General features: G+C 65.8%; 25 protein-coding genes and 1 tRNA gene. 19 read left to right on the top strand and 7 right to left on the bottom strand.

Annotated elements, in window-relative coordinates:
- The first annotated feature begins 42 nt into the window (after positions 1 to 42).
- The gene (locus MNI96_RS12865; protein ID WP_249693719.1) at positions 43 to 1,209 is read left to right on the top strand and encodes a hypothetical protein; all 1,167 of its coding nucleotides are present in this window, start codon (positions 43 to 45) and stop codon (positions 1,207 to 1,209) included.
- Here MNI96_RS12865 and MNI96_RS12860 read toward each other — a convergent pair.
- A complete protein-coding gene (locus tag MNI96_RS12860; protein WP_249693718.1) occupies positions 1,206 to 1,997 on the bottom strand; it encodes a hypothetical protein in 792 nt (263 codons plus the stop codon). The genes MNI96_RS12865 and MNI96_RS12860 overlap by 4 nt on opposite strands.
- A gap of 98 nt (positions 1,998 to 2,095) precedes the next feature.
- Here MNI96_RS12860 and MNI96_RS12855 point away from each other — a divergent pair, with 98 nt between their 5' ends.
- The 7 genes from MNI96_RS12855 to MNI96_RS12825 all read left to right on the top strand — a co-directional run bounded on the left by MNI96_RS12855 (position 2,096) and on the right by MNI96_RS12825 (position 7,694).
- Positions 2,096 to 2,851: a hypothetical protein gene (locus MNI96_RS12855; protein ID WP_249693717.1), complete on the top strand. Its 756-nt coding sequence runs from the start codon at positions 2,096 to 2,098 to the stop codon at positions 2,849 to 2,851.
- Between the two features lie 115 nt (positions 2,852 to 2,966).
- On the top strand, positions 2,967 to 4,130 hold the full coding sequence (locus tag MNI96_RS12850; protein ID WP_249693715.1) for a hypothetical protein: 1,164 nt from the start codon (positions 2,967 to 2,969) through the stop codon (positions 4,128 to 4,130).
- Positions 4,131 to 4,170: 40 nt separating this feature from the next.
- Complete coding sequence (locus MNI96_RS12845; RefSeq protein ID WP_249693713.1) at positions 4,171 to 4,803, top strand: hypothetical protein; 633 nt, start codon at positions 4,171 to 4,173, stop codon at positions 4,801 to 4,803.
- Entirely contained in the window at positions 4,800 to 5,276 is a 477-nt protein-coding gene (locus tag MNI96_RS12840) for a hypothetical protein (RefSeq protein ID WP_249693711.1), read from the top strand. Before MNI96_RS12845 ends, MNI96_RS12840 begins: the two co-directional genes overlap by 4 nt.
- Positions 5,273 to 5,662, top strand: a complete 390-nt coding sequence (locus tag MNI96_RS12835; RefSeq protein ID WP_249693709.1) for a hypothetical protein — start codon at positions 5,273 to 5,275, stop codon at positions 5,660 to 5,662. The genes MNI96_RS12840 and MNI96_RS12835 overlap by 4 nt, the downstream gene beginning before the upstream one ends.
- Before the next feature lie 134 nt (positions 5,663 to 5,796).
- Positions 5,797 to 7,182 (top strand): type IV secretory system conjugative DNA transfer family protein, encoded by a 1,386-nt coding sequence (locus MNI96_RS22000; RefSeq protein ID WP_249693707.1) that lies wholly within the window; start codon positions 5,797 to 5,799, stop codon positions 7,180 to 7,182.
- Between the two features lie 203 nt (positions 7,183 to 7,385).
- The gene (locus MNI96_RS12825) at positions 7,386 to 7,694 is read left to right on the top strand and encodes a hypothetical protein (RefSeq protein WP_249693705.1); all 309 of its coding nucleotides are present in this window, start codon (positions 7,386 to 7,388) and stop codon (positions 7,692 to 7,694) included.
- Between the two features lie 37 nt (positions 7,695 to 7,731).
- Here the strand turns inward: MNI96_RS12825 and MNI96_RS12820 are convergent, their stop codons facing one another.
- Entirely contained in the window at positions 7,732 to 7,944 is a 213-nt protein-coding gene (locus tag MNI96_RS12820; RefSeq protein ID WP_249693702.1) for a hypothetical protein, read from the bottom strand.
- Between the two features lie 114 nt (positions 7,945 to 8,058).
- Here MNI96_RS12820 and MNI96_RS12815 point away from each other — a divergent pair, with 114 nt between their 5' ends.
- From MNI96_RS12815 to MNI96_RS22085, 3 genes are all read left to right on the top strand, one after another.
- Entirely contained in the window at positions 8,059 to 8,571 is a 513-nt protein-coding gene (locus MNI96_RS12815) for a hypothetical protein (RefSeq protein ID WP_249693700.1), read from the top strand.
- 228 nt (positions 8,572 to 8,799) lie between these two features.
- On the top strand, positions 8,800 to 9,639 hold the full coding sequence (locus MNI96_RS12810) for a hypothetical protein (RefSeq protein ID WP_249693699.1): 840 nt from the start codon (positions 8,800 to 8,802) through the stop codon (positions 9,637 to 9,639).
- A 550-nt stretch (positions 9,640 to 10,189) separates the two neighbouring features.
- On the top strand, positions 10,190 to 11,776 hold the full coding sequence (locus tag MNI96_RS22085; protein WP_502960338.1) for a recombinase family protein: 1,587 nt from the start codon (positions 10,190 to 10,192) through the stop codon (positions 11,774 to 11,776).
- Here the strand turns inward: MNI96_RS22085 and MNI96_RS12800 are convergent.
- Positions 11,733 to 11,808, bottom strand: a tRNA-Ile gene (locus MNI96_RS12800). The two genes, MNI96_RS22085 and MNI96_RS12800, sit on opposite strands and share 44 nt — an antisense overlap.
- Positions 11,809 to 11,989: 181 nt before the next feature.
- Here MNI96_RS12800 and MNI96_RS12795 point away from each other — a divergent pair.
- The 5 genes from MNI96_RS12795 (at position 11,990) to MNI96_RS12775 (ending at position 17,146) form a co-directional block, all read left to right on the top strand.
- Entirely contained in the window at positions 11,990 to 13,063 is a 1,074-nt protein-coding gene (locus MNI96_RS12795) for an AI-2E family transporter (protein WP_249693697.1), read from the top strand.
- Positions 13,064 to 13,394: 331 nt separating this feature from the next.
- Positions 13,395 to 14,378: a TRAP transporter substrate-binding protein gene (locus MNI96_RS12790; RefSeq protein WP_249693696.1), complete on the top strand. Its 984-nt coding sequence runs from the start codon at positions 13,395 to 13,397 to the stop codon at positions 14,376 to 14,378.
- Between the two features lies 1 nt (position 14,379).
- Entirely contained in the window at positions 14,380 to 14,925 is a 546-nt protein-coding gene (locus MNI96_RS12785) for a TRAP transporter small permease (RefSeq protein ID WP_249693695.1), read from the top strand.
- On the top strand, positions 14,922 to 16,169 hold the full coding sequence (locus tag MNI96_RS12780) for a TRAP transporter large permease (RefSeq protein ID WP_249693694.1): 1,248 nt from the start codon (positions 14,922 to 14,924) through the stop codon (positions 16,167 to 16,169). The genes MNI96_RS12785 and MNI96_RS12780 overlap by 4 nt, the downstream gene beginning before the upstream one ends.
- A 236-nt stretch (positions 16,170 to 16,405) precedes the next feature.
- Positions 16,406 to 17,146 (top strand): SIMPL domain-containing protein, encoded by a 741-nt coding sequence (locus MNI96_RS12775; RefSeq protein WP_283776479.1) that lies wholly within the window; start codon positions 16,406 to 16,408, stop codon positions 17,144 to 17,146.
- 67 nt (positions 17,147 to 17,213) lie between these two features.
- On the opposite strand, the gene MNI96_RS12770 is transcribed toward MNI96_RS12775, so the two are convergent.
- Complete coding sequence (locus tag MNI96_RS12770; protein ID WP_349629168.1) at positions 17,214 to 17,795, bottom strand: GNAT family N-acetyltransferase; 582 nt, start codon at positions 17,793 to 17,795, stop codon at positions 17,214 to 17,216.
- Positions 17,796 to 17,938: 143 nt separating this feature from the next.
- Here MNI96_RS12770 and speD point away from each other — a divergent pair, with 143 nt between their 5' ends.
- Both speD and speE read left to right on the top strand, forming a co-directional pair.
- Complete coding sequence (speD, locus tag MNI96_RS12765) at positions 17,939 to 18,478, top strand: adenosylmethionine decarboxylase (protein WP_249693692.1); 540 nt, start codon at positions 17,939 to 17,941, stop codon at positions 18,476 to 18,478.
- The gene (gene speE / locus MNI96_RS12760) at positions 18,475 to 19,347 is read left to right on the top strand and encodes a polyamine aminopropyltransferase (protein ID WP_249693690.1); all 873 of its coding nucleotides are present in this window, start codon (positions 18,475 to 18,477) and stop codon (positions 19,345 to 19,347) included. Before speD ends, speE begins: the two co-directional genes overlap by 4 nt.
- Before the next feature lie 94 nt (positions 19,348 to 19,441).
- On the opposite strand, the gene MNI96_RS12755 is transcribed toward speE, so the two are convergent.
- The 3 genes from MNI96_RS12755 to MNI96_RS12745 form a co-directional block, all read right to left on the bottom strand.
- Positions 19,442 to 20,539, bottom strand: a complete 1,098-nt coding sequence (locus MNI96_RS12755; protein WP_249693688.1) for an NAD(P)/FAD-dependent oxidoreductase — start codon at positions 20,537 to 20,539, stop codon at positions 19,442 to 19,444.
- Between the two features lie 34 nt (positions 20,540 to 20,573).
- Positions 20,574 to 20,984, bottom strand: coding sequence for a ketosteroid isomerase-related protein (locus MNI96_RS12750; RefSeq protein ID WP_249693687.1), 411 nt, complete (start codon positions 20,982 to 20,984; stop codon positions 20,574 to 20,576).
- A gap of 117 nt (positions 20,985 to 21,101) precedes the next feature.
- Complete coding sequence (locus tag MNI96_RS12745) at positions 21,102 to 21,533, bottom strand: VOC family protein (protein WP_249693685.1); 432 nt, start codon at positions 21,531 to 21,533, stop codon at positions 21,102 to 21,104.
- Positions 21,534 to 21,667: 134 nt separating this feature from the next.
- Here MNI96_RS12745 and MNI96_RS12740 point away from each other — a divergent pair.
- On the top strand, positions 21,668 to 22,288 hold a 621-nt coding region (locus MNI96_RS12740), incomplete at its 3' end, for a TetR/AcrR family transcriptional regulator (protein ID WP_283776478.1).

Raw genomic sequence — 22,288 nt, 5'->3', positions numbered from 1 at the left:
GTTTGAGGCATGTATTGCTCGTAAACCCGCCCGGATACCATCATGCCGGATCCTTCCGACGAGACCACCGATCCGCTGGAGGCGCAGCTGGCGGATTCCTTTGCCAATTTCCGGCAATCGGTGGGCGTGCGCCTCGGTGCTACTGCGCTTGATGTCTGGGATGGAGACATGCGGAACCATACGTTCCGCATGTCGCTGATGAGCCTTGCGCAGCAGCTCAAAGGTATTCACGACTGGCGTAACGGCACTGGAGAGCGGCTCCGGGTACTCGCGGGTTTCGTCGATATCATGCTGCCCAACGCGCTGGCGGATCGCGCCGACGGGACGCATCTGGTTGCTATCTACACGCCGCTTTTCGTCGCCTTGCAGGAATTTTCGATGTTCTGCTTCACTCAGCAGGACTTTTTCCGCGACGTGGGCGACCCGCCAGCGGAAAGCGCGCCGCTGCCTGACGGCGACGTCCCAGGTATGTGGCTTCTGCGGTTCACGCTCGACGGCGGCAAGGTGGCTCCCGAGCACAGCCAGATGCTGACACCAACCGACGATACGCGCTACGCGGCTTCGCTTTATCTCGGCTTCCTGATGGCGCGCTTTGTCTGGTTCCACGAATATGCGCATTGCTTCAACGGTCACGTCGACTACGTGCAGGCGGAAGGTCTTGCGCTGCGGTTGCACGAGGTCGCCGAGCCGTTGGGGGTCGCCTCCTTCGCCAAACGAACGGATCAGCGTAGCGACACATTGCGCGCCCTGGAACTCGATGCCGACGAAGCGGCACTTTGGGCAAGCTGGCAGGTACAGGCGACTGGACGGGAAAACTTCGAGAGCTTCGCAAACTTCGATATCGGCTTGCGCAAACGACTGGCGCTCTTTGGTGCCTATGCGATGACCTGGCTGTTCGAAGAGTTTCAGAACTTCATGGATGCCCGGTACGGCCTGTCGCACCCGGCTCCCTACCTGCGCCTGCAGAACATGCTCGGGCTGTCGCGGCAGCGCTTCACGTCTGATGAGGACCAGGCGGTGCAGGCGAGCGTGGAGAGCGAGTTCGACCGGATCGCCGCCGTTATTCCCGGAATGGATCGGACGGCGCAGCTGATGCGCGACCTCAAGGGATCGGAGGCCTCGGGCGAACTCGCCCGCCTGCAGGCCAGATTGACCGAGCTGCGGCCGGAGCTCGCACTCTACCGGTTCGCGCCCCCGGACGGCAGTTAAGGCTGGAACAGCAAATTTATGCGCAGAAGCACGCGCGCTCCGATCTCCAGCGAGAGATAGCGGGCGGCCAGTTCGTCGAGGAGCGCTTCTGGAAGCTGCGTCCCAAAAGGCGCGCCGACAATGCTATCGACTGCGCATGGCCTTGCTGTAATCAGGAACACGAAGCGGTGGAGCCCTTCGTCGTTGAGCTCGTGCAAGGGTTCCGGCTCGTCATCGCCGGCGCCGCGCGGCAACAGGGTGGGTGCGTTACCGACCTGAGCGTTCGCTGCTTTCGTGGACAGTGGCAGAATGTGCCAGCTGTGCGCGACATTCTGGAAAGCGATGACGTGGCCCGCGAAGGGCGGCGTGAGACGAAAGCAGAACCGGTCCCCGAGACGAAGTCGCTGGTCGGCGATCGGCGTCAGGCGTGTCAGCGTGACGATCCCAAGCGAGGCTGAAGGCAGAGACAAAACTTCAAGCCCGAGATATTGGCCTTCGGTCTCAACCAGATCCAGCCAGCGTGAGCGGGGCTGCGGCGACGCCAGACTGAGCTTGCGGTCAAGCTCGGCGCAAAGGGCGGGGTGGTTGGCGCGCAGCCAGTCGTGGATGGGCCCGCATTTGCTGCGCGCCATTCTGCCGGCCCTTGCATTCGCCTCGTAGTCAGTTCCGAGCGGAACATGGTCTCCCAACGTCTCTTTGAGGAAGCGATGAAGGGTCCAGTTGCGCGCCTTGCGGGCTTTGGACATCACCCTGTAGAGTTTCTTGCGGTCTTGCGTCGAGGCGTTCAGCCAGTCGAAGCTCCCATTCATTCGTATTACCCGTTCCTACCTGCCTTGTACCTGACAATTACTTTTAGGGTCGAGTTAGCGTCCTGCAATCCCCGGTCGGAGGCTTGCAAGGTAGCGCCATGTCGGAACAGGACCGTCAATTCGAAGAGTGGCTGAGGCCCTTCTCCCAGGAAAACAGGCTTTCGACTGTACAGCCCAAAAATGCGGATGCCGACACGCCGACACAGCAGGCGTATGCCGATCCTGACACGGCCTATGCGTTCCTGAACGAACGCTTCTTCGACGGTGCCCTGCCGAACTGTGTGATCACCTTCAATCGTCGTAGCGACGGCGCGACGATGCTGCGCAAGGATGCCTTTACCCGGGTGGACGGCGTGGAGGCGCACGAGATCAGCCTTAACCTGCCGCTGCTTGCCCAGGCCGACGAACGGCAGGTCCTGGCAACAATCCTGTGCGCGCAGGTCAGCCTCTGGGACCGAATAAAGCGAGGCGACAAGAGCGGTGGAGCGCGCGCCTATCACGGTCTGCGTTGGGCCCGAAAAATGGACGAGGTCGGGCTAACCCCGATCGCCAGGGCGACCGGCAAGAAGACCGGTTACGCAATGTCGTTCGAGATTGCGCCGGGTGGCCCCTTCGATCTCGATTGCGCGGAGCTTCTGGCATCGGGCTTCCGACTGCGTTGGCGCGACAAGGCCTCTGCGCGAGGCTCGTTCCTTCTTGATGAGGACGCACGCGCTTCAGGGGATGTTCGCACCTCGCCGTCCGGCAACACCCGCACCCGCTTCGTCTGCCGGGGCTGCGGCCTGAAGGCCTGGGCTCGCCCCACGGCGCAGCTTGCCTGCCGGTCCTGCGATCTTCCCCTCGATGCCAGCTGAGAAGGAGCTTCCCATGACGTCCGTGTCCAGTCCCGCCCCTGTCAAATTGCCCGCACGCAGCAAGCGCCCCCTTGTCGACATCGCACTGCTCGGTACCGCCATTGGAAGCAGCCTCATGCTGGGGGTCGGCATGCCCAATCTGGTGGATGGCACCGGGCTGGTGGCGATCGGCAAGGTCGTCACCCTGACGGTCAGCGCCGCCTTCGTGACCTTCGCGGTGAACCGGCTCGCCATCGATCGCGGCGCCCCGCTTGCCGTCAAGGGCTATGTCGGCGCGGCGGTCATCAGCCTTGCCTCGATCGCCATGGTGGGCGGCGGCCTGTTCAGCGCCACCTATTCGGGCCTCACCTACAAGGACGTCGCGGAGCTGCAGTTGCAGCAGCACGCGGCGGCGATGCGCGTCCATGTGACGGTCCGCAGCGATGCGGCAGCGGAGGCAACGCGGATCGCACCCGGCATCCGCGCCATTGTCGGCGATCTCAAGGCCAAGGCCGACTGCGAGATCGCCTCTGCCTGCCTCTCCGGTCGTGGTGGCGGCTATGGCACGGTTGCGCGGATTGCCGAGGAACAGGCAGGGCGCGCAGCCAGCATCGGCCGGCAGGTGGAGGCGGGAGAGGTCGCCCGCCAGACACTCCTGGAGGAGCTGAACACGCTTCTGACCAGCCTCGACGAGACGCTTGCAGACGATGAGCGCGACCTTCGCGAGCGTCGCACCAGGGCGCAAGGGATCGACAGCCGCATCCGGCAGGCGCTGGGAGAGCTCAAGGAAAGCGTGCCGCTGCCGCTGATCCGCGCCTATGCGGGTGAGCTGCGCTCGGGCGTCTCGATCCCCGAGCGCCCGGAGGCGGAAGCCCGGCTGTCGGCACTGCTGTCGCGTCACGGCGCGACCCTGACGGCTCTGGCCGCCTCGACCGAGGAGCGGGACGAGCTTGTCCCGGCCTTCCCCCGCAAGACCGGCGTGACCGACACGTTCTCGTATATCGGCCACTTCCTGCCGGTGGCGGCCATCGCCGCCGTGGTCGATCTCGTCCTGCCGCTGGTGCTGTGGGCCTACACGTTCTGGGCGCTGTCTTGGGACGTTCATCAGACCCTGAGCCAGCGCGGTGAGATCGAGACGTCCCGCAGGCCCGCGCGCACGCCGGTGACCGGTGCCGGCAGCGGCGCTGGCAACGGTACGGGCAACGGTCATTGGAAGGACCGCCGCCCTGGGCGTCGCAACGCCGATGCGAGGAGAGATCCCCGCGATGACGGCGACAACCACGGGTTCGGCCAGCCCTGACCCTCTCCCCCCTCCCAATCGACCTGAACTGGAGACAGGAATGATCCCGAATATCTTGACGGATGTCGTGCCTCGGGCGCTGCTTGCCGGAGGCCTCGCCTGGGGCGCGGTCAACTACGTGCTGATCGGCCCGAAGCTGGCGGAACGGGTCGCGGCGGCCGATCATATGCCGGCCTGCACCGCGAATGTGGCGGCGCTGGCGGCACGGGCGGGCGAGGAACAGCTCGCCGCGCTGCCGTTGCCGCAGGTGGACTATGCGGCGGAACAGGCTCTCATCCTGGCCGAAGGGATGCTCCGCATTCCGCTGGTGGACTGGGCCTATGATGCCGCCAACAGCGGCCCGGGCGGTCTTGGCTCTGTCTTCGACTTCGACCCGCGCCAGCAGGTCGCGGACGCGCGCCGTGCTTACGAGCGCAGCAAGCAGGCGGCGATGGAGACCTGGCAGCGCTCGCGCGATCAGGTGCTGACACGCACGGCGAGCCGGCTCGCCGCCTCGGACGACATCTGCGGCTGCATCGCCGATGTGGCCATTGCCGAGACGCGGATGGACTGGGCGCTCTATACCGGCAGCCTGACGCTCTATCGCCCGGCCTCCATCGACGGGTTTGCCGGCCGCATGGCGCAGGCGGCGCGCGCCGGGTCCTGCGAACGGCAGGCGGGAGGTGCGTCGTGACCAACCGCCTCCGCGTCCACCACGACACTCCCGAGATGCAGGCAAGCGCGCCTGCCGGTGGCGCCAATCTTGCGCGAGCCGGCGAGACGGTGCGCTTTGCCGGCGGCGGCTTCCTCGTCACCGACCGGATCCTGCGCACGCCGCGCAAGAGCTATGCGTTGGAGCGCATCGAGTACATCTCGGTCGAGCGGCCGCTCGCCCTGTTCCTGCTGCCGCCGGCCCTGGGGCTGGCGGGCTTTGCGGTGGCCTTCCACCGCTATCTGTGGCCGGCGGAGCTTGTCTTCGTCGGCGCCTTCGGGATTGCGGCGCTGATCGCATCGCTGACGGTGGGCACTCTCAAGGCGCACAGCCTTGCCCTGAGGGACCAGGAGGTCGCCTCGAATATCGGCCTGATCACCACGCTGCGCCGTGTGCGGCAGGCGGTGGAGATGGCGATGGCCGCACGCGGCGAGCGCCGGGAGGACGGGGCATGAGACAGCTCAAGCCGACCATGTCCGATACCGCCCGCACGCAACGCAACCATGCCAGCGACCGGATGCCCGGCGATCCCACTGTATCCGTCCGCGATGCCAGCCTCGGTGAGACGACCGCGTTCAACGCCCGCATGGTGGCGGCGGTGATCTATGGCGGCTGCGCCTGGGCGATCTGGCCGACCAGCCCGCAATGGTGGGGGCTTGCCGTCACCAGCACGCTGTTCGGCATGGGGTCGCTCGCCTCGTTGATCGCCGCTCTTGGGAGCCTTCGTGCCTCCTGGCAGCGCCGACGTGTGGTCCACCGCTTCCTCATGCAGGGCACGCCGCAAAAGGCGGCCCCGCTTGCAGATCACGAGACGTTGCGCAAGGCGGGGATGCTCGAATGACTACGCCGTTCCACCACCGTCCGCCGCATTGGACGGGATCCGATCTCTCGCGTCGGCTGCGTCGCTGGATCAGGCACCAAAAGCGGCAATATCGGCGCTGGCTGAAGCGTACGTCGGGGCCGCACGATCAGGCGGTGCCCATTCCCGAGCACATGATCGGCCGCCGCATTCTCGGCCTGACCTTCGACGGCCGGCCGATCTTCGAGCCGAAGACTGCCGGCTCCTCGCTGACGCTGGCTGCCGCCGGCGGCGGCAAGACCACCTGCGTCTCGGTACCGGCACTGATGTCGATGCTCGCTGACACCTCCAGGGCGGTGTTCATCTCGGACAGCAAGGACGGAGAGATCGCGGCGCAGGTCGGCGGGATGTGCCGCAAGCACGGGCGGCTCTTTGCCATCGTCGACGAGTTCGCCGCGCTCGGGGAGGACAACCCCGCACGGATCGCCCTCAACCCGTTCGGCGCGGCGGTCCATGCGCTGAAGGTCGATCCCGAGCAGCTGCCCTTCGTCTTCGCCAACATCGTCCACGCCCTGATCGAGGAGCCGTCGGACGACCAGAAGAACTTTTATTGGCGGGAAGCTCCCCGGGAGATCCTGACGCTCGGCATCCTCATCCTGCTGGAGCTCAACCCGCGCCGGTGCTTTCCAGGCGCGCTCGCCGCGCTGCTCGCCGATCCGGACACATGGGCACGGGCCTTGCGCGATGCCGCCGACAGTCTCGATGCGAGCTTGAGCGCATCGGCCCGTCAGTTGCTGGAGATGAAGCAGGACAATCCCGAACACTATTCCCAGCACATGCGGGCGGCTCTCACCTCCCTGAAGATCTTTGCCACCGGTCCGCTCAAGAATGCCGGACGGTTGGCACAAGCCACACATGCCGAGCTGATCGAAAAAGGCGCCGTGGTCTGCTTCGTCAATCCGGCCCGCTTCACCGATCGGCTCGGCCCCTTCTACGCGCTCCACTTCCTTGCCCTGATGAACGCCCAGCTGCGTCACGGGGCGGGCAGGTCGGAGTTCATTCTGGACGAGTTCTGCAACGCACCGCTCAGGGATGCGCTCAACCGGGTGACCATCCAGCGGGCCTTCGGCGCCCGCTCGCACTTCATCGCCCAGTCGCGCCAGGACATCGTCCGCAAATACGGGGAGAAGGAGACCGCTCTGCTGGAGGAGAACTGTTCGATCATCCAGTACCTTAAGTTCTCCAACTATGAGGAGGCGGAGCGCATCTCCAGGGCGATGGGCGAGACCATCGTCATCTCGCCGGGGCTTGGGCTGACCAGCAACCAGAGCGGCTGGAACAGCAACTACTCGACCAGCCAGGGCCGGGTGTTCACGGCGGACGAGTTGATGCGCCTGCCGCCAGACGAGCAGATCCTGCAGGTCGACGGGGTGGGCTTCATCCACTGCCGCAAGTTCTACCAGAACCAGTTCGCGCCCTATTGCTTCGAGCTTGCCGCCAATCCGCTGGAGGGCGGCCGGCTGCCGCCGGACCCGCGCGTGGTCATCGCGAGGGACGGGTGATGCGCGACCGCTTCCGGACGACGGCATGCGCTGCCGCACTGTTGCGATCAGCAAGGCGCGTTGGTGCTCAGTGCAAGTCCAATGCACGCCCGGTGCACGCCCGGTGCACGCCCCGGCAACAGCCCACGCGACCGGCGGGTACGCCCGCACGTGCCGACGGCCCCAACACCTTCCGTTGACCCTCGCAAGATGGAGACACGCCCATGAGCCCGCAATCCCCGCATCACCATGGCCGGCCCAGGCCGCCGCGCCTGCTGCGTCCCGGCCACGCGCTCTGGCTGGTCGCGGCCACCCTCCTGTGGTGGGGCTACAGCACCCACGGCCTGCCGCACCTCCTGTGGTCCTACAGCTATGTGACATCCGGCGCCGACCGCTGGGACTGGAGTGCCCGCTACTACACGCAGTGCCGCTATATCGGCTTCCATGGCAGCGCAGCCTTGCTCAACCCCACGGACGGCCGCTGCCCGTTGATCGTCTTCCGGCAGACGCAGCCCGGTGGGGGCGCGCAATGAGGCGGGCCGGCCAGAGCCGCGTGAGGCATGCGGCCCGTCACTGTAGCGAACACTTCGAATGCCAGGGCGCCCGGTCGCGCCACGGCAGGTGGAACCGTTCGCACAGTTCCAGCCATACCATCTGCTTGAGAACCTCCAGAACGGTCGCCTCATCGACCTCGCCCGAGGCAATGTCCGCCTCGCAGATCTCGCGCGGCTCGATGTCCGGTTCGAACAGCGCCACCTCGCGCCAGAAGGCCTCAAAATCCAAGGGCGCGAGCCACTCCCTCACATCGTCACGATCTTCAAAAAACACCATGCCGACAGTGTGCCGGATCGTGTCGCCACGACGCAAATTTGTCCTCCGAACCCCAGGAGAATGGCCATGACCGAGAAGAAGATCCCGACACAGTTGCCGATCGAAGAGGTGCTGCGTCGCAGTTTTGAAGTGGCAAGCCTGCGCAAGGACGCAATGGCGCTCAAGACGACTCGCTACTGGAGCGATGTCCGCAAGTTTGGACAGCGCTGCAACAAGGTCCGCGCCCGCGAGGAACGGCTCTACACCGAACGCTATGACACCCGCGTGGAAGAAGCACGCCGGCGGTTGATCGACGAGGCGGCAAGCAGGTCCCGCGACTTCAAGCCACCCTGGGCAGGCAAGGACCGCTTCTCGCCCGATGCCATTCTGCGCCAGGCGCGAAGGCAGGTGGAGATCGCCCATGAGCGGCGGCTCATGCGCATCACCGAATATGAGCGCAGGACGCTTGAAGGCTTCAAGCGCCAGGCGGCGCGGGAGACCTCGGCCTCCGTATCGCCGCGCGAGACCTTCGCGCAGGCGAGCACCCGCTCCCCCGCGATGGAGCGGCGCGGCGGCTGGGTTCGTCGGCGCGACAGCTAGCACGGCACGTCGCGGCCGGCCCTGCCGTTTGAGGGCGGCCGGCCCGCAACGCGCTGCCTGTGCCAGCCAAGCCCCTGTTATCGCAAATAAAACGAAAGAATCTGTCGCGCGTAATCCTTGCTTCAAATAGGACAATTGTCCTATGTTCCGGATATGTTCTCGCATATCAACAAACCAACGCAGCAAAGGACGCCAAAGACAGACACACCCAACGGAAAGGACCAGGACATGTCGACCAACAGCATCAACTCCAACCAGACCCCCAATGCCAACCCCAACGCGCCTTCCGAGCAGGAGCGCCTCCTGCAGGCCCGCGCCAGCTTCTCCGGTCGCCTGCTCAGCAATCCCCAGTTCGACGAGGCGGTGACCATCACCCGCATTCTCGAACGCGAGATCCTGCGCAGCGGCGCCTTCAAGGAGAAGCTTGCCGACTACGCCCATGCCTATGCGCGGACCGAGAACTTCGATACCGCCAAGGCGGAAACGATCCTGCGCGATCTCTTCCGCTCCCGCACCGGGCGCTCGATGAACCAGCTGCGCGAGGAATTGGTCGCCCGCGAGGAGGCCCTGCCACAGGAAGCCGGCCAGCAGGCGCTGGAGCACGCCCTTGGCGTCGGCGCGATGATCGAGACTGGCGACAAGATCACCTTCCACCGGGCCTTTGCCCATCAGGGCGAAGCGCTGGCCCGTTCTCTCGGCATCACCGATGCGGCGGCAAAGCGGCTGATGCGCGAGGAGTTCCAGGCGGCGGAACAGGCCGACCTCTATGAGTGGGGCAAGCATCTGGAGGAAGAGTTCTACCGTCCTCAGATCGAGGCCGAGCGCGCTGAAGCCGAAGCCCGCCGGCAGGAGAATGGCGCCTCCGGTACGTCCCGCAGCCGCACTGCCCGGCGCACCCGCCAGGGCAGTGGCGACAGTGCCTCCGCCGGCTCTGCCGGCGAGAGTGCGACCCGCAGCAGCTACACCCGCGCCGCGCGCGATACCGGGGCCGGCGACGGCATCAAGCAGGACAGCGACGGTCCACCGCCGCGCTATCAGCGCCGCTCCCGCATGAGCTACGACCGCTGAACGGAGATGGAGATGCGGCACCACAGGGCAGAGACGATCATCGGCAATCGCGCGCGGGACACGATGTCCCGCTCGCCGGTCGTGCTCGTCCATGGCTCGCGCCGCGTCTCCACCACACTGACACGGGGTTCTGGACGCGCGCCCTGCGCTGGCCGGTCCGACCGGTTTGAGGAGACAGGACAATGAGCGATCTCGATCTCTCCCGCTACCGCCGCCATGTCGACCATCTCGATCTGCCCGACGAGAAGAAGGACGAGATGCTGCGCGTGCTGTGGACGATTGCCCAGAGCTTCGTCGACCGCGCCTTCGGCCTTGATCCGGTCCAGCAGGTCAGCGGTTCCCTGTCCGGCCCTGCTGAGCACGCCTGGGTGCCCGCGCTGCCGCCCTCGGGCGATGGGCCGGGGGCCAAACTGGAGGCCAAAGATGCAATCGATTCCCGCCCTGTGATAGGCTCATTCGGGACCACCACCACAACGGAGACAGACAAGAAGGACCTGACCGGTTCCTTCCGCACGACAAGCGGAAGTGCCGGCGGGAGAAAGTGAGAGACATGCCGGCGCACATCCCCCAAACCCCCGAGACCACCCCCACCAAGGCGCTGATCTATTGCCGCGTCTCGAGCAGCAAGCAGGCGACCGAATTCCACGGCCTCGATTCGCAGGAGGCACGGTGCCGGTCCCATGCGCTCCACTTGGGCTATGAGGTCGAGGCGGTGTTCCCCGATGACGTCTCCGGTGCCGGCGACTTCATGCGGCGACCCGGCATGGTGGCGTTGCTCAGCTATCTCGATGCCCAGCCCGATCGGAAGAACTATGTCGTCATCTTCGACGACCTGAAGCGCTTCGCCCGCGACACCGAGTTCCACATCAAGCTCCGAAAAGCGTTCCGCATGCGCGGCGCCCGCATCGAATGCCTGAACTTCCGGCTTGAGGACACGCCCGAGGGCAAGTTCATCGAGACCATCCTCGCCGCCCAGGGCGAGCTGGAGCGCGAACAGAACAGCCGCCAGGTGGTTCAGAAGATGAAGGCGCGGGTGATGGCCGGCTACTGGTGCTTCTCGCCTCCCAACGGCTATCGCTACGAGAAGGTCGCCGGACACGGCAAGCTCCTGGTGCGCAAGGAACCGCTTGCCAGCATCATCAAGGAGACGCTGGAGGCCTTCGCCTGCGGCCGGCTGGAGAGCGTAGCCGAGGTGAAGCGCTTCCTGGAAAGCCAGCCCGCCTATCCGCGCGATCATCGCGGCGAGGTGCACTTCGAGCGCGTTGCCGAACTGCTCAACCGCATGCTCTATGCCGGATATATCGAGGTGCCCAAATGGGGCATGTCCTTCATTCCGGCCAAGCACGAGCCGCTGGTGAGCATTGCCACCTGGCAGCGGGTGCAGGAGCGGCTCAAGGGCACGCCCAAGGCTCCCGTGCGCAAGGATCTCAACGAGGACTTCCCGCTGCGCGGCTTCGTCTGCTGCGCCTCCTGCAACCAGCCGATGACCGCCTGCTGGTCGAAGGGCCGCACGAAGCATTACGCCTATTATCTCTGCGATACGCGAGATTGCCCGGATCGCCGGAAGTCCGTGCGCAAGGAGGTCATCGAGGGCGAGTTCGAGACGCTGCTGGCCGCGCTCAAGCCGAGCGCGCATCTCTTCCACGCGATCTACGAGATGCTGCGCGATCAGTGGAACGACCGTCTTGGCCGCAGCGAGGAGATGGCCCGTGCCGTTGCCGGCGAGCTGCAGCGCGTCGAGGTGAAGGTGCGTCAGCTGGTCGACCGGGTGATGGGGGCCAGCACCAGCGCGCTCGCGGAAGCCTATGAAGCGCGTCTGCGCGAGCTGCACGAACACAAGGCCGCGTTGAGCGAAAAGGCCGCATCGATCGGCAAGCCGCAGGCGTCGTTTGCGGAAACGTATCGAACCGCCTTCGCCTTCATCGCAAACCCTTGCAATCTCTGGCATTCGCCCCGTCTGGAGGACCGCCGCGCCGTTCTGCGACTGGTCTTCGCGGAGCGTCTCGCCTACCAACGCGGCAGCGGTTATCGAACCGCCCAAACCGCTTTGATATTCAAAATGTTAGGAGACAAAAACATGAAAATGGAAGAAGTGGTGGGCCCGGCAGGACTCGAACCTGCAACCAATCCGTTATGAGCGGACGGCTCTAACCATTGAGCTACAGGCCCCTCGACAGGCTGGACGCCGGTCGCGCCGAACGGGGCGGAAACGGCAATGCCCCGCGCGGCGTGCGATACTTCCTACAACACCTTTTCGAGGGGTTGCAAGGCAGGGCGCGACGGGTGACAAGCACAAGATGTGCAAGGCCCGGCGCAGCGCCCGGACCGCAGGCGAGATACTGGGAGCCCCATGCCTCAATTTCCGCTGCTGGTCGCCACGACCCTCCTCTCCATCACCCTGTTCGGCTGGCTGCTCGTGCTCGGCCGCTCGCTGCTCATTCCCTTCGTCATCGCCCTGCTGGTCTGGTACCTGATCGTCGCCCTGGCCGAGGCGATCCGCGCCATCCCGCTCGGCCGCCTGCGCCTGCCGCGGCTCGTCGCGGTGACGGCCGCGCTCGCTGTGATCTTCGTCGTCTTCAGCATGGCGGTCGACATTGTTGCGGCGAACCTCACCGAGCTTGCCCGCGATGCCCCGGTCTACCAGGCCCGGCTCGACCAGATCCTCCAGAGCGGTTCTGTCTGGGTCGGCCTTGCCGATCCGGTCCAGATGCGCGACCTCGTGCCCGACAATGCCCTCAACCGGGCGCTCAGCGCCGGCGCCAATGCAATCACCCAGATCGCCGGCTCCGCCTCGCTGGTGTTCATCTATGTGCTGTTCCTGCTGCTCGAACAGTCGACCTTCGACCGCAAGATGACCCGGCTGTTCTCCTCGCGCGAGCGCATGGAGATCGCCTTCCTGATGCGCGAGCGCATCACCGGGGCGCTGCGCCACTATCTCGGCATCAAGACCGCCGTCAGCGTGCTGACCGGCGCGCTCACCGCCGGCCTGCTGACGCTGCTCGACCTTCCCTATGCCGCCCTGTTCGGCTTCATCGCCTTCGCACTCAACTTCATCCCCACCATCGGCTCGCTGATCGCGGTGATCTTCCCCAGCCTGCTGGCCTTGGTGCATTTCGAGACGCTGACGCCCTTCCTGGTGATCAGCCTCGGCCTCGGCACCATCCAGTTCCTGATCGGCAACCTGCTGGAGCCGCGGCTGATGGGCAACAGCCTCAATCTGTCGGGCCTGGTGATCATGCTGTCCCTGTCCTTCTGGGGCGCGGTGTGGGGCGTCACCGGCATGCTGCTTTGCGTGCCGCTCACGGTGATGGTGCTGATCATCTGCGCCCAGTTCCCCGCCTCCCGGCCCGTCGCCGTGCTGCTGTCCGCCGATGGCGAGGTCGGCGCCCCGATGGTGGCCCGCGGCCCCTCCCCGCTGGAATAGGCGAAGCCTCCTGCATTCCCGCAAGGGGGCAGACCCGCCCCTTGCAAATCTGCGCAAGAATCCTGCGCGATTATCCGGTTTTCATGCCGAAAATTCCCCCGGATCAAGCAGTTCCCGGGCCGAGACCGCACAACCAATCGTTATAACTACCTAAAACACCATCCTTGACGCGAAACGCTTGGCCAGTTTATGAAACAATGTGACCCTGACATCGACGAAAGACTAATTCGGGAATGTCAGCCCCATCATTCACAGAACAAAGACACGCTTGCGAGTGTGGATTGACTTTGCGTCCTTCGCGCACTCTTTAAATTATTTAGGAGGAAACAGGATGAATATCTTCAAGGCAGCGGCCGCTGCCGTGATCACGCTCGGCATTGGCGCCGTGCCGGCCCTCGCCGAAATCGACACCGTGAACCTTCGCCTCGCCCATGTGGTGAACGAGCAGGACGGCTTCCATGCCGCCGCGACGAAGTTCAAGGAGCTGGTTGCCGAACGGTCCGACGGCAAGATCACCGTCGAGATCTTCCCCAATGCCACGCTGGGCGACGAGCGCACCCTGCTCGAGGGCATGCAGATCGGCACCGTGGACATGGGCGTCATCACCAACGGCCCGGTGTCCAACTTCCTGGAAGAGATGGCCGTGTTCGAGCTGCCCTTCCTCTTCCCCTCGCCCGAGGCCGCCTACAAGGTGCTCGACGGCGAGATCGGCCAGGAGCTGCTCGACCGCCTGTCGGAGGTCAATCTCAAGGGTCTCGCCTATGCCGAGCGCGGCTTCCGCAACCTGACCAACTCCAAGCGCCCGGTGAACAGCCCGGCCGATCTCAGCGGCCTGCGCGTGCGCGTCATGGAGAACCCGGTCTATATCGACAGCTTCCGCGAGCTGGGTGCCGACGCCATCCCGATGGCCTGGACCGAGGCCCTGACCGCCATGCAGCAGGGCACCATCGACGGCCAGGAAAACCCGGTCGGCGTCGTCTACTCGTTCAAGCTGAACGAGACCCAGACCAACATGACCATGACGCGCCACACCTATGCCCCGGCGATCTTCGTCATGGGCATGCCCAAGTGGAACGAGCTGTCCGAAGAGACCCAGCAGATCGTCCGCCAGGCGGCGCAGGAAGCGGCCGAGTACGAGCGCGCGCTCAACGCCCGTCTTGAGGGCGAGCAGCTCCAGGCGCTCAAGGATGCCGGCATGACCGTCAACGAGAATGCCGACCTCTCGGCCTTCCAGGCCGCCGTTCAGCCGGTCTACGAGAAATACGGCGAGAAGTTCGGCGACTACCTGCCCCGCATCCAGGAGGCGCTGAAGTAAGATGCTGGCAGGGTTGGCGTGGATTGACCGCCTTCTGGGCGAGACGCTCAAGCCCGTGGTCTTCGTGGGGATGGCCGCGCTCGTCGCGGTCATCACGCTCCAGATCGTCTCGCGGGTGTTCTTCACATCCGTGAGCTGGACGGAGGAAGTCGCCCGCTTCCTCCTGATCTGGATCACCTTCCTCGGCGCCACGCTGGCCTACCAGCAGGGGCGGCATATCGCGGTGACGCTCATGCGCGACGGCCTGCCGCCCGCCTTCAAACGGATCGTGACGGGGGCTGCGCTCCTCGTCGCGATCGCCTTCCTGGTCGCCCTGGCCTGGGTCGGCTGGCGCTACACGATGTTGCAGAGCTTCCAGAAGTCGCCCTCGCTGCGCCTGCCGATGAACTACGTCTATGTCGTCATGCCGATCTCTGCCGCTTTGATCGCCCTCCTGTCGTCCATCGACCTGATCCGGCTGCTCGCCGGCGGCAGCGCGCGGGAGACCCCTTCGGAGATCGACGTGGAGCTCGAAACGCAGATCCACGGGGAAGATCGTCGGGTATGAGCCTCCTTCTTTTCGGACTGTTCGTCCTGTTCCTGCTCATGGGTCTGCCGGTCGCCATCGTCATCGGCGCGGCCACCATGACGGCCCTCCACATGGACGGCACCTCGCTGATGGCAGTGCCGCAGCAGATGTTCTCCGGCATCAACTCCTTCGCCCTCGTTGCCGTACCGATGTTCATCCTGGCCGGCGACGTGATGGCGCAGGGCGAGATTTCCAAGCGCCTCGTGGCGTTTGCCGACAGCCTTTTCGGTTTCATCAAGGGCGGATTGTCCATCGTCTCCGTGTTTGCCGGCATGTTCTTCGCCGCAATCTCCGGCTCGGGCGCGGCGACCACCGCCGCCGTCGGTGCCAGCCTCGTGCCCGAGCTGAAGCGCAAGGGCTACGACCCGGCCTCCGCCGCCTCGCTGATCGCCGCCTCGGGCACCATCGGCGTCGTCATCCCGCCGTCCGTGCCGATGATCATCTATGCGGTGATCGCGCAGGAATCGGTCGCAAAGCTCTTCCTTAACGGCTTCATTCCCGGCATCGCCATGGGCGTCGGCCTGATCGTCATTGCCGTCGTCCAGGGCCATCGCCGCGCCTATCCCCGCGGCACGGCGCTGAACCTGCGGACCATCTGGCGCACCTTCGTCGCCGCCAGCTGGGGCCTGATGGCGCCGCTGATCATCCTCGGCGGCATCTTCTCCGGCATCTTCACCCCGTCGGAGGCCGCCGTCATCGCGGTGAACTACGCGATCCTGATCTCCTTCCTCGTCCATCGCGACATGTCCTTGCGGCAGCTTTACGACATCGTGCTACGCGCCGGCATCACCACCGCGGTGATCATGTTCGTCATCGCCGCCTCGTCGGTGCTGAGCTGGACCCTGTCGAGCTGGCAGGTGCCGAACCAGATCGCCAGTGCGGCGCTGTCGCTCTCCTCCAACCCTTACGTTCTGCTCCTGCTGATCATGGCGGTGATCCTGGTGGCGGGCGTCTTCCTGGAGACTGCCTCGGCGCTGATCATCCTGACCCCGATGCTGCTGCCGCTCGCGGCCCAGCTCGGCCTCGACACGGTGCATTTCGGCATCATCATCGTGGTGGGACTTGCCATCGGCATGGTGACGCCACCGGTCGCGATCAACCTGTTCGTCGCCTCGACCATCGCCGGGCTGCCCATCGAGCGGATCGCCAGGGCCGTGATGCCCTATCTCGCGACGCTGCTCGTGGTCTACCTGCTGATCGCCTTCGTGCCCTTCGTCTTCTGACGGGGCATCCGCGCATCGACGTTCCGACGACGGCCGCCGCGACGCTGTCCCGGCGGCCGTCTTCGCATTCACCCCTTTCTCGGTCCAGCCGGGCCGTGTCGACCGACCCGAAACGACCCGAAAGCCACCGGTCGATCGCCTTCCGTCCGCCGCAATTGCTCGCGATGGTCGCGCCGTTCCGCCTCATGCGCCCGAGGGCTGCGGCGGACAGCTTCCGTTTTTCAAGGAGATATTCGATGACCTCGCTCCAGACCGCTGCCCGCTTCGCCTTCGTCGGCGCGCTGGCCCTTGCCGCCGCCACCCTGCCCGCCAGGGCCGAGGAGACCCCGCGCATCGCCACCATCGACATGGTCGGCACCGGCGTGGTCACCGCCGCCCCCGACATGGCGATGATCACCAGCGGCGTCGTCAGCGATGCCGACACCGCCGCCGAGGCGCTTGCCGCCAACACCGAGGCGATGTCCGCCGTGATCGCCCGCATCAAGGAGGCAGGCATCGAGCAGCGCGACATCCAGACCTCGGGCTTTTCCGTGCAGCCGCGCTACCGCCAGGTGAAGAGCTCCACCCCGGAGGAATACCGCAGCGAGGTCTTCGGCTACCGCGTCAGCAACAATGTGAGCGTGCGCGTGCGCGACCTTGCCAAGCTCGGCGGGCTGATCGACGTGATGGTGCGCGACGGCGCCAACCAGGTCGGCGGCGTCGCCTTCATCGTCAGCGAGGAAGACAAGCTGAAGGACGGCGCCCGCAAGGAGGCCATGGCCGACGCGATCCGCAAGGCGGAGATCTATGCCGAGGCGGCCGGCGTCAAGCTCGGCCGGGTGCTCTCGATCAACGAGCAGGACTTCGGCGGCCCGCGCCCGATGATGATGATGGCCCGCGCCGAGGCCAAGATGGATGCCGCTCCGGCCCCGATGGAGGCCGGCGAGAGCTCGCTCGAGGTGCGCGTCAACGTCACCTGGGAGCTGGTCCAGCCGTAACGGCTGTCCTTCCCCTCCAGCAACACCTTCCGGCGCGGGTCGCTCCGCGCCGGTCGATTTGCGCCGATCAGTTCGCCCCGGTCAGGCCGTCGCGCATCCAAACCTGCATCTGCTTGCGGCTGGAGGCCGGCTCCCCGACATCCGGCCAGTCGAAGCCGACCGTCAGCCCCTCGACCGGCAGATAGCCGCGCTTGCGCCAGAACGGGTCGAGCGGACTGTAGTCCTTCGGCCGCGCCGGGTGGTCCGCTGGGCGGATCACCGCGCAGAACGCCGCGCGGTCGAAGCCGAGGGCGCGCGCATGCGCCTCGCGCGCATCGAAGAAACCGTGCCCCAGTCCCTGTCCCCGAAACTGCGGATCGAGCACGGATTCCGCGAAATAGAAGATCGCCGCCGGATCGAAGCCGGCCTTCTCGAAGGGATCGCGGAAATCCGCCACCTCGCCGGCCAGCGGCTGTCCGGTGGCCGCTCCGACAAGCCGTTTGCCGGCTAATGCTCCGACGACGACCGCCCCCTCGCTTTCGGCATATCGACGCAGGTAATTGCGCTCGTAGTCCAGCGAGCCCTCATAGAGATACGGCCACTCCCGGAACACCTTGACCCGCAGTTCCGCGAGGTCGTCGAGCACATCGCCGATTTTCTTACCCGTCAAAGTAATAAGCTCTGTTCTCATCGCCTCTCGCCGATTTTCGCGAACTTGCGGAAAAACGTCCATTGCATCGCAGCACGAACCACCCTATAGCACCCCCGTTCGGGACTGAACCCGGGTTTCATCTGCTGGTTGGGGAGACCGCCATGTCTGACGACGGCCTCTTCCAATTGGGGATGGACTTGGAAGCACGTCACCATGAAGGCGCCGACGCATCGTTTGCGGACGCATATGCCTTCGACGTGCCGAGAAGCACCACCCATACGGAAGACAACGACATTACCGCGCCTGCGGCCAACACGCAGGACAACCGGCTCGATCACTTCATCGAGCGCGAGGGCGTCCGCTGTGCCGGCTCGCATCTGATCATCGATCTCTACGACGCCTCGCGTCTCGACGATCTTCCCTTTATCGAGGAGACGTTGAAGACCTGCGTCGAGGAGGCCGGCGCAACGCTGCTGCACATCCACCTGCACCCGTTCGAGCCCACCGGCGTGAGCGGCGTCGCGGTGCTGGCCGAAAGCCATATCTCGGTCCACACCTGGCCCGAGGCCGGCTATGCGGCCTTCGATGTGTTCATGTGCGGCGATGCCCGGCCGGAAAAATGCGTCGAGGTGCTGGAAGCGGCCTTCCGCCCTGGACGCACCAGCGTCAGCGAGTTGCTGCGCGGCAAGGAGGTCGCATGAGCGACGGGCTGGTCTTCCGCGAGACGCTCTATCCTGGCGTCCAGGTACAGTATTCCTGCGACGACATCCTGTACCAGGATCGCTCAGAGCATCAGGACCTCGTGCTGTTCGCCAATCCGGTGTTCGGCAAGGTCCTGATGCTCGACGGCATCACCCAGGTCACCACCGCCGACGAGTTCATCTATCACGAGATGATGGCGCATGTGCCGATCCTCGCCCATGGCGAGGCGCGCGAGGTGCTGATCATCGGCGGCGGCGACTGCGGCATGGCCGAGGAGGCCTTGAAGCACAAGGGCATCGAGCGGCTGACCCAGGTGGAGATCGACGATGCCGTCGTCGAATTCTCCAAGGAGCACTTCGCCGATTTCAACGCCTCCGTCTTCCGCGACGACCGGTTCGACCTGGTCATCGCCGACGGGGCGCGCTTCGTCGCCGAGACGGATCGCCGCTTCGACGTGGTGATGGTGGATTCCACCGACCCGATGGGCCCCGGCGCCGTGCTGTTCACGCCCGAGTTCTATCGCGGCGTCCATCACTGCCTGAAGCCGGGCGGCGTGCTGGTCACCCAGAACGGCGTCCCCTTCCTGCAGAAGGGCGAGCTGGTCTCCTCCATCGGCCACTTCTCGAAGATCTACCGCGACGCCTATGCCTATGTCGCGGCGATCCCGACCTATTTCGGCGGCCACATGGCGCTCGGCTGGGCCAGCGACGATCCGGCCCTGCGCCGCCAGCCGCTCGAGGTGCTGGAGCAGCGCTTCGAGGCCGCCGAGCTCGACACCCGCTACTACACGCCGGAAGTGCACCAGGCCGCCTTCGCGCTGCCGCGCTTCATTCGCGATGCGGTGGAGGAAGGCCGCAAGGGCGCCTGACGCCTTTGTCTGCTTGCCGAAAACAGGAAAGCCGCCGCCCCTCGGGACGGCGGCTTTTTTTGCGGCGCCTGTCGCTGGGGGCAACGCCACTCCCTCAGTCCCGCGCTTCTAGCCACTCTCTCAAACCGGCCCGGTCGCTGGACAGAACCCCGTCCGCCACCCGGCGGCCGACGGCCGCGCCGAACTTGTAGCCGTGTCCCGAGCAGGCCGAGACGATGGTCAGCCGGTCTTCCCCGGCAACGAGGAAATGCTCGTCCGCGGTGAACGTATAGGCGCAGGTGATGACCTCGCGCACCCGGTACTCTTTGATGCGCGCAAACGGCGGGGCGAAATGATCGCGCAACCGCTCGCCCTCGCCCGGCTCCGGCACACGCCGCTCGTCGGCACCGGCGCGCACCTTGTGGATGCCAGCGCCCACCTTCAGCCCCGTGCCCCGCACCGGCGGCAGCACATAGCCGTCGACCGTGCCGCCGACATCGAGGATCACCGGCGAGGCCTCCCAGGCGGCGGCGAGATCCGCCGGCGGGTCGAGATAGGCGACCGCCGTGCGATAGGAGGTCAGCCGGTCGGCAAGCTGCGGGAACAGCTGCAGCACCCAGGCGCCGGCCGTCACCACCACATGATCGCCGGCAAGCTCCTCGCCGCCGGCAAGCCGTACCTTGCCCGAAGCCACATCCACCGCCACCACCTGCGTCTGCGCGCGGATCGTCACGCCGGCGCGCCGCATGAAGGCCAGCAGATCGCAGGCGATATGCCGGCACAGCAGCACGCCGCCCTCCGGGCTGAAGGCGGCCGAATGCACGCCGCCGGGATCGAGGAACGGATGGCGGCGCACCGCCTCGTCCCGGGTCAGGTCCTCCACCGGATAGCCGCCGGCGACCAGGCTGTCGCGATAGTCGACGGCCGCGTCCCGGCCGGTCTGCGACACCAGCAGGAAGCCGGTATCGGCCAGATGCTTGGCGCCGAGATCGGCCCACATCTCGTCCCAGGCCGCATAGGCCTCGTCGATCCGCCGCTGGTAGCCGCCCTGCGCCCCATAGGCGCGGCGGATGATCCGGTGATGGTCGCCCGAGGCCGACAGCGGGTTGGGGATCTGCCCCTGTTCGACCAGCACCACCTCGACGCCGCGCTTGGCGAGCGACCAGGCGGTGGAGAGCCCGGCAATGCCGGCGCCGACGACGATGACCTTCATGGGAAGCTTGCCTCCTTGCCGGCGCGAGCGGGAATCAGGCGCCGACCTGGGCGATCCACTCCTGCAGATTGTAATAGGTGGTGATGCGGGCGATCCGCCCCTCGCGAATGTCGAAGAACGTGCCCGCCGGCAGGCGATAGGTCTGTCCCGCCGCCTCCGGCAGGCCCTCGTCGGTGACGAGATAGGTGCCCGAGACGATGAACTCGGCCGCCGCGCGGCGGCCGTCCTCGCTGGCAAAGAGCACGATCTCCGACAGCTCTTCCTTGTAGCAGCGCGTCATGTGGTCGTTGAACGCGGCGAACAGCGCCTTGCCCTGCCGCCGTTCGCCCTGGTTCACGTCATGGGCGATATCGTCGGTGACCAGCTCCAGCATCGCTGCCGTGTCGCCGGCGTTGAAGGCGGCGTAATAGGCGTGGAGAAGCTTGAGGGTCGCAGCTTGCGGCATGTCTGTTTCCGGTGTTCGGGGGAAAGAAGGGAGGGCGTTCGGGCCGCATTCTGACCTTCCCGTCCCGGCCTTGGCAAGCCGCGCCCGCCCTTCTTGTCCACACTGTCCACCCTGAGCTCACTCGGTCGGAACCGCATCGTCCGCATACTGCGCCAGGAACGCTGCGCTCGGCGGGATCGGCTTGATCATGTCGATCAGCACGCCATTAGGGTCGCGCGTGATGAAATGCCGCTGGCCGAACTCCTCGTCGCGGATGTCCAACAGGATCGGCAGGCCCGCCGCCGTCAGCCGCTCGTACTCGGCATCGACATCCTCCACCTCGAAGTTGAGCAGCAACCCGCCGACCGACTGCCCGCGCCCCGCCTCCGGGATCGTCTCATGGCTGCCGTCCAGAACCGCAAGGTTCACGGACGGATCGTTTTCCGACTGCAGATGCACGTACCAGTCGGCGCTGAAGGCGCGGCGAAAGCCGAAATGCGTCTCATAGAATCGCGCGGTCGTCTCCACCTCGCCGGTCATCAGCACGGGATAATAGCTCGTCACCTTCATGGCCTGTCCTTCCGTCTCTCGTCTGTCCTTCGGCGACAGCAGCAAACCCTTGCCTGCCGGCACCGCCCCATGTCACATACATGCAGCCTGTATCCATATACATACAGGCAGTCTGTATGTAAAGAGATGAATCGATGACCGGCACGACGACGAACAAACCCGACCGGCGGCGCGGCAAGGGCCGCGGCAATTCCGAACGTTCCGCCGAAATGCGCGGCGAGCTGATCGCCGCCGGCCGGCGCCTGTTCGCGGAAAAAGGCTTCGCCGACACCTCGACGCCGGAGATCGTCGCCGCCGCCGGCGTGACGCGCGGCGCGCTCTATCACCATTTCGCCGACAAGACCGCGCTCTTCGCCGCCGTCTTCGAGGCGGAAAGCCGCGAAGTCGCGCAGGAGATCGAAGCGGGCTCGGCCGAAGCGCCGTCCGCGCGCGCGGCGCTGCTTGCCGGCGCGCGGGCCTATTTCGCGGCGATGCGCGCGCCCGGCCGCAGCCGCATCCTGCTGGTCGACGGGCCGGCCGCGCTCGGCCCCAGTGAGGCCTCGCGGCTCGACGCGCTGCATGCCGGCCGCACCCTGCGCGAGGGGCTGGCGGAAGCCCTTGGGCAGGGCGACTTGCGCCCCCTGCCCCTCGACGCGCTGACCGGCGTGCTCTCCGCTGCCTTCGACCGCGCCGCGCTCGACATCGCCTCGGGCGCCGACGAGGCCGGCTTCCTCGCCGTCTTCGAGGTGCTCATCGACGGGTTGCTGACCCCGGAG

It is taken from the genome of Stappia sp. WLB 29 (genome assembly GCF_023507705.1).
Taxonomy (GTDB): domain Bacteria; phylum Pseudomonadota; class Alphaproteobacteria; order Rhizobiales; family Stappiaceae; genus Stappia.
This window is presented reverse-complemented; position numbering and strand designations above follow the sequence as displayed.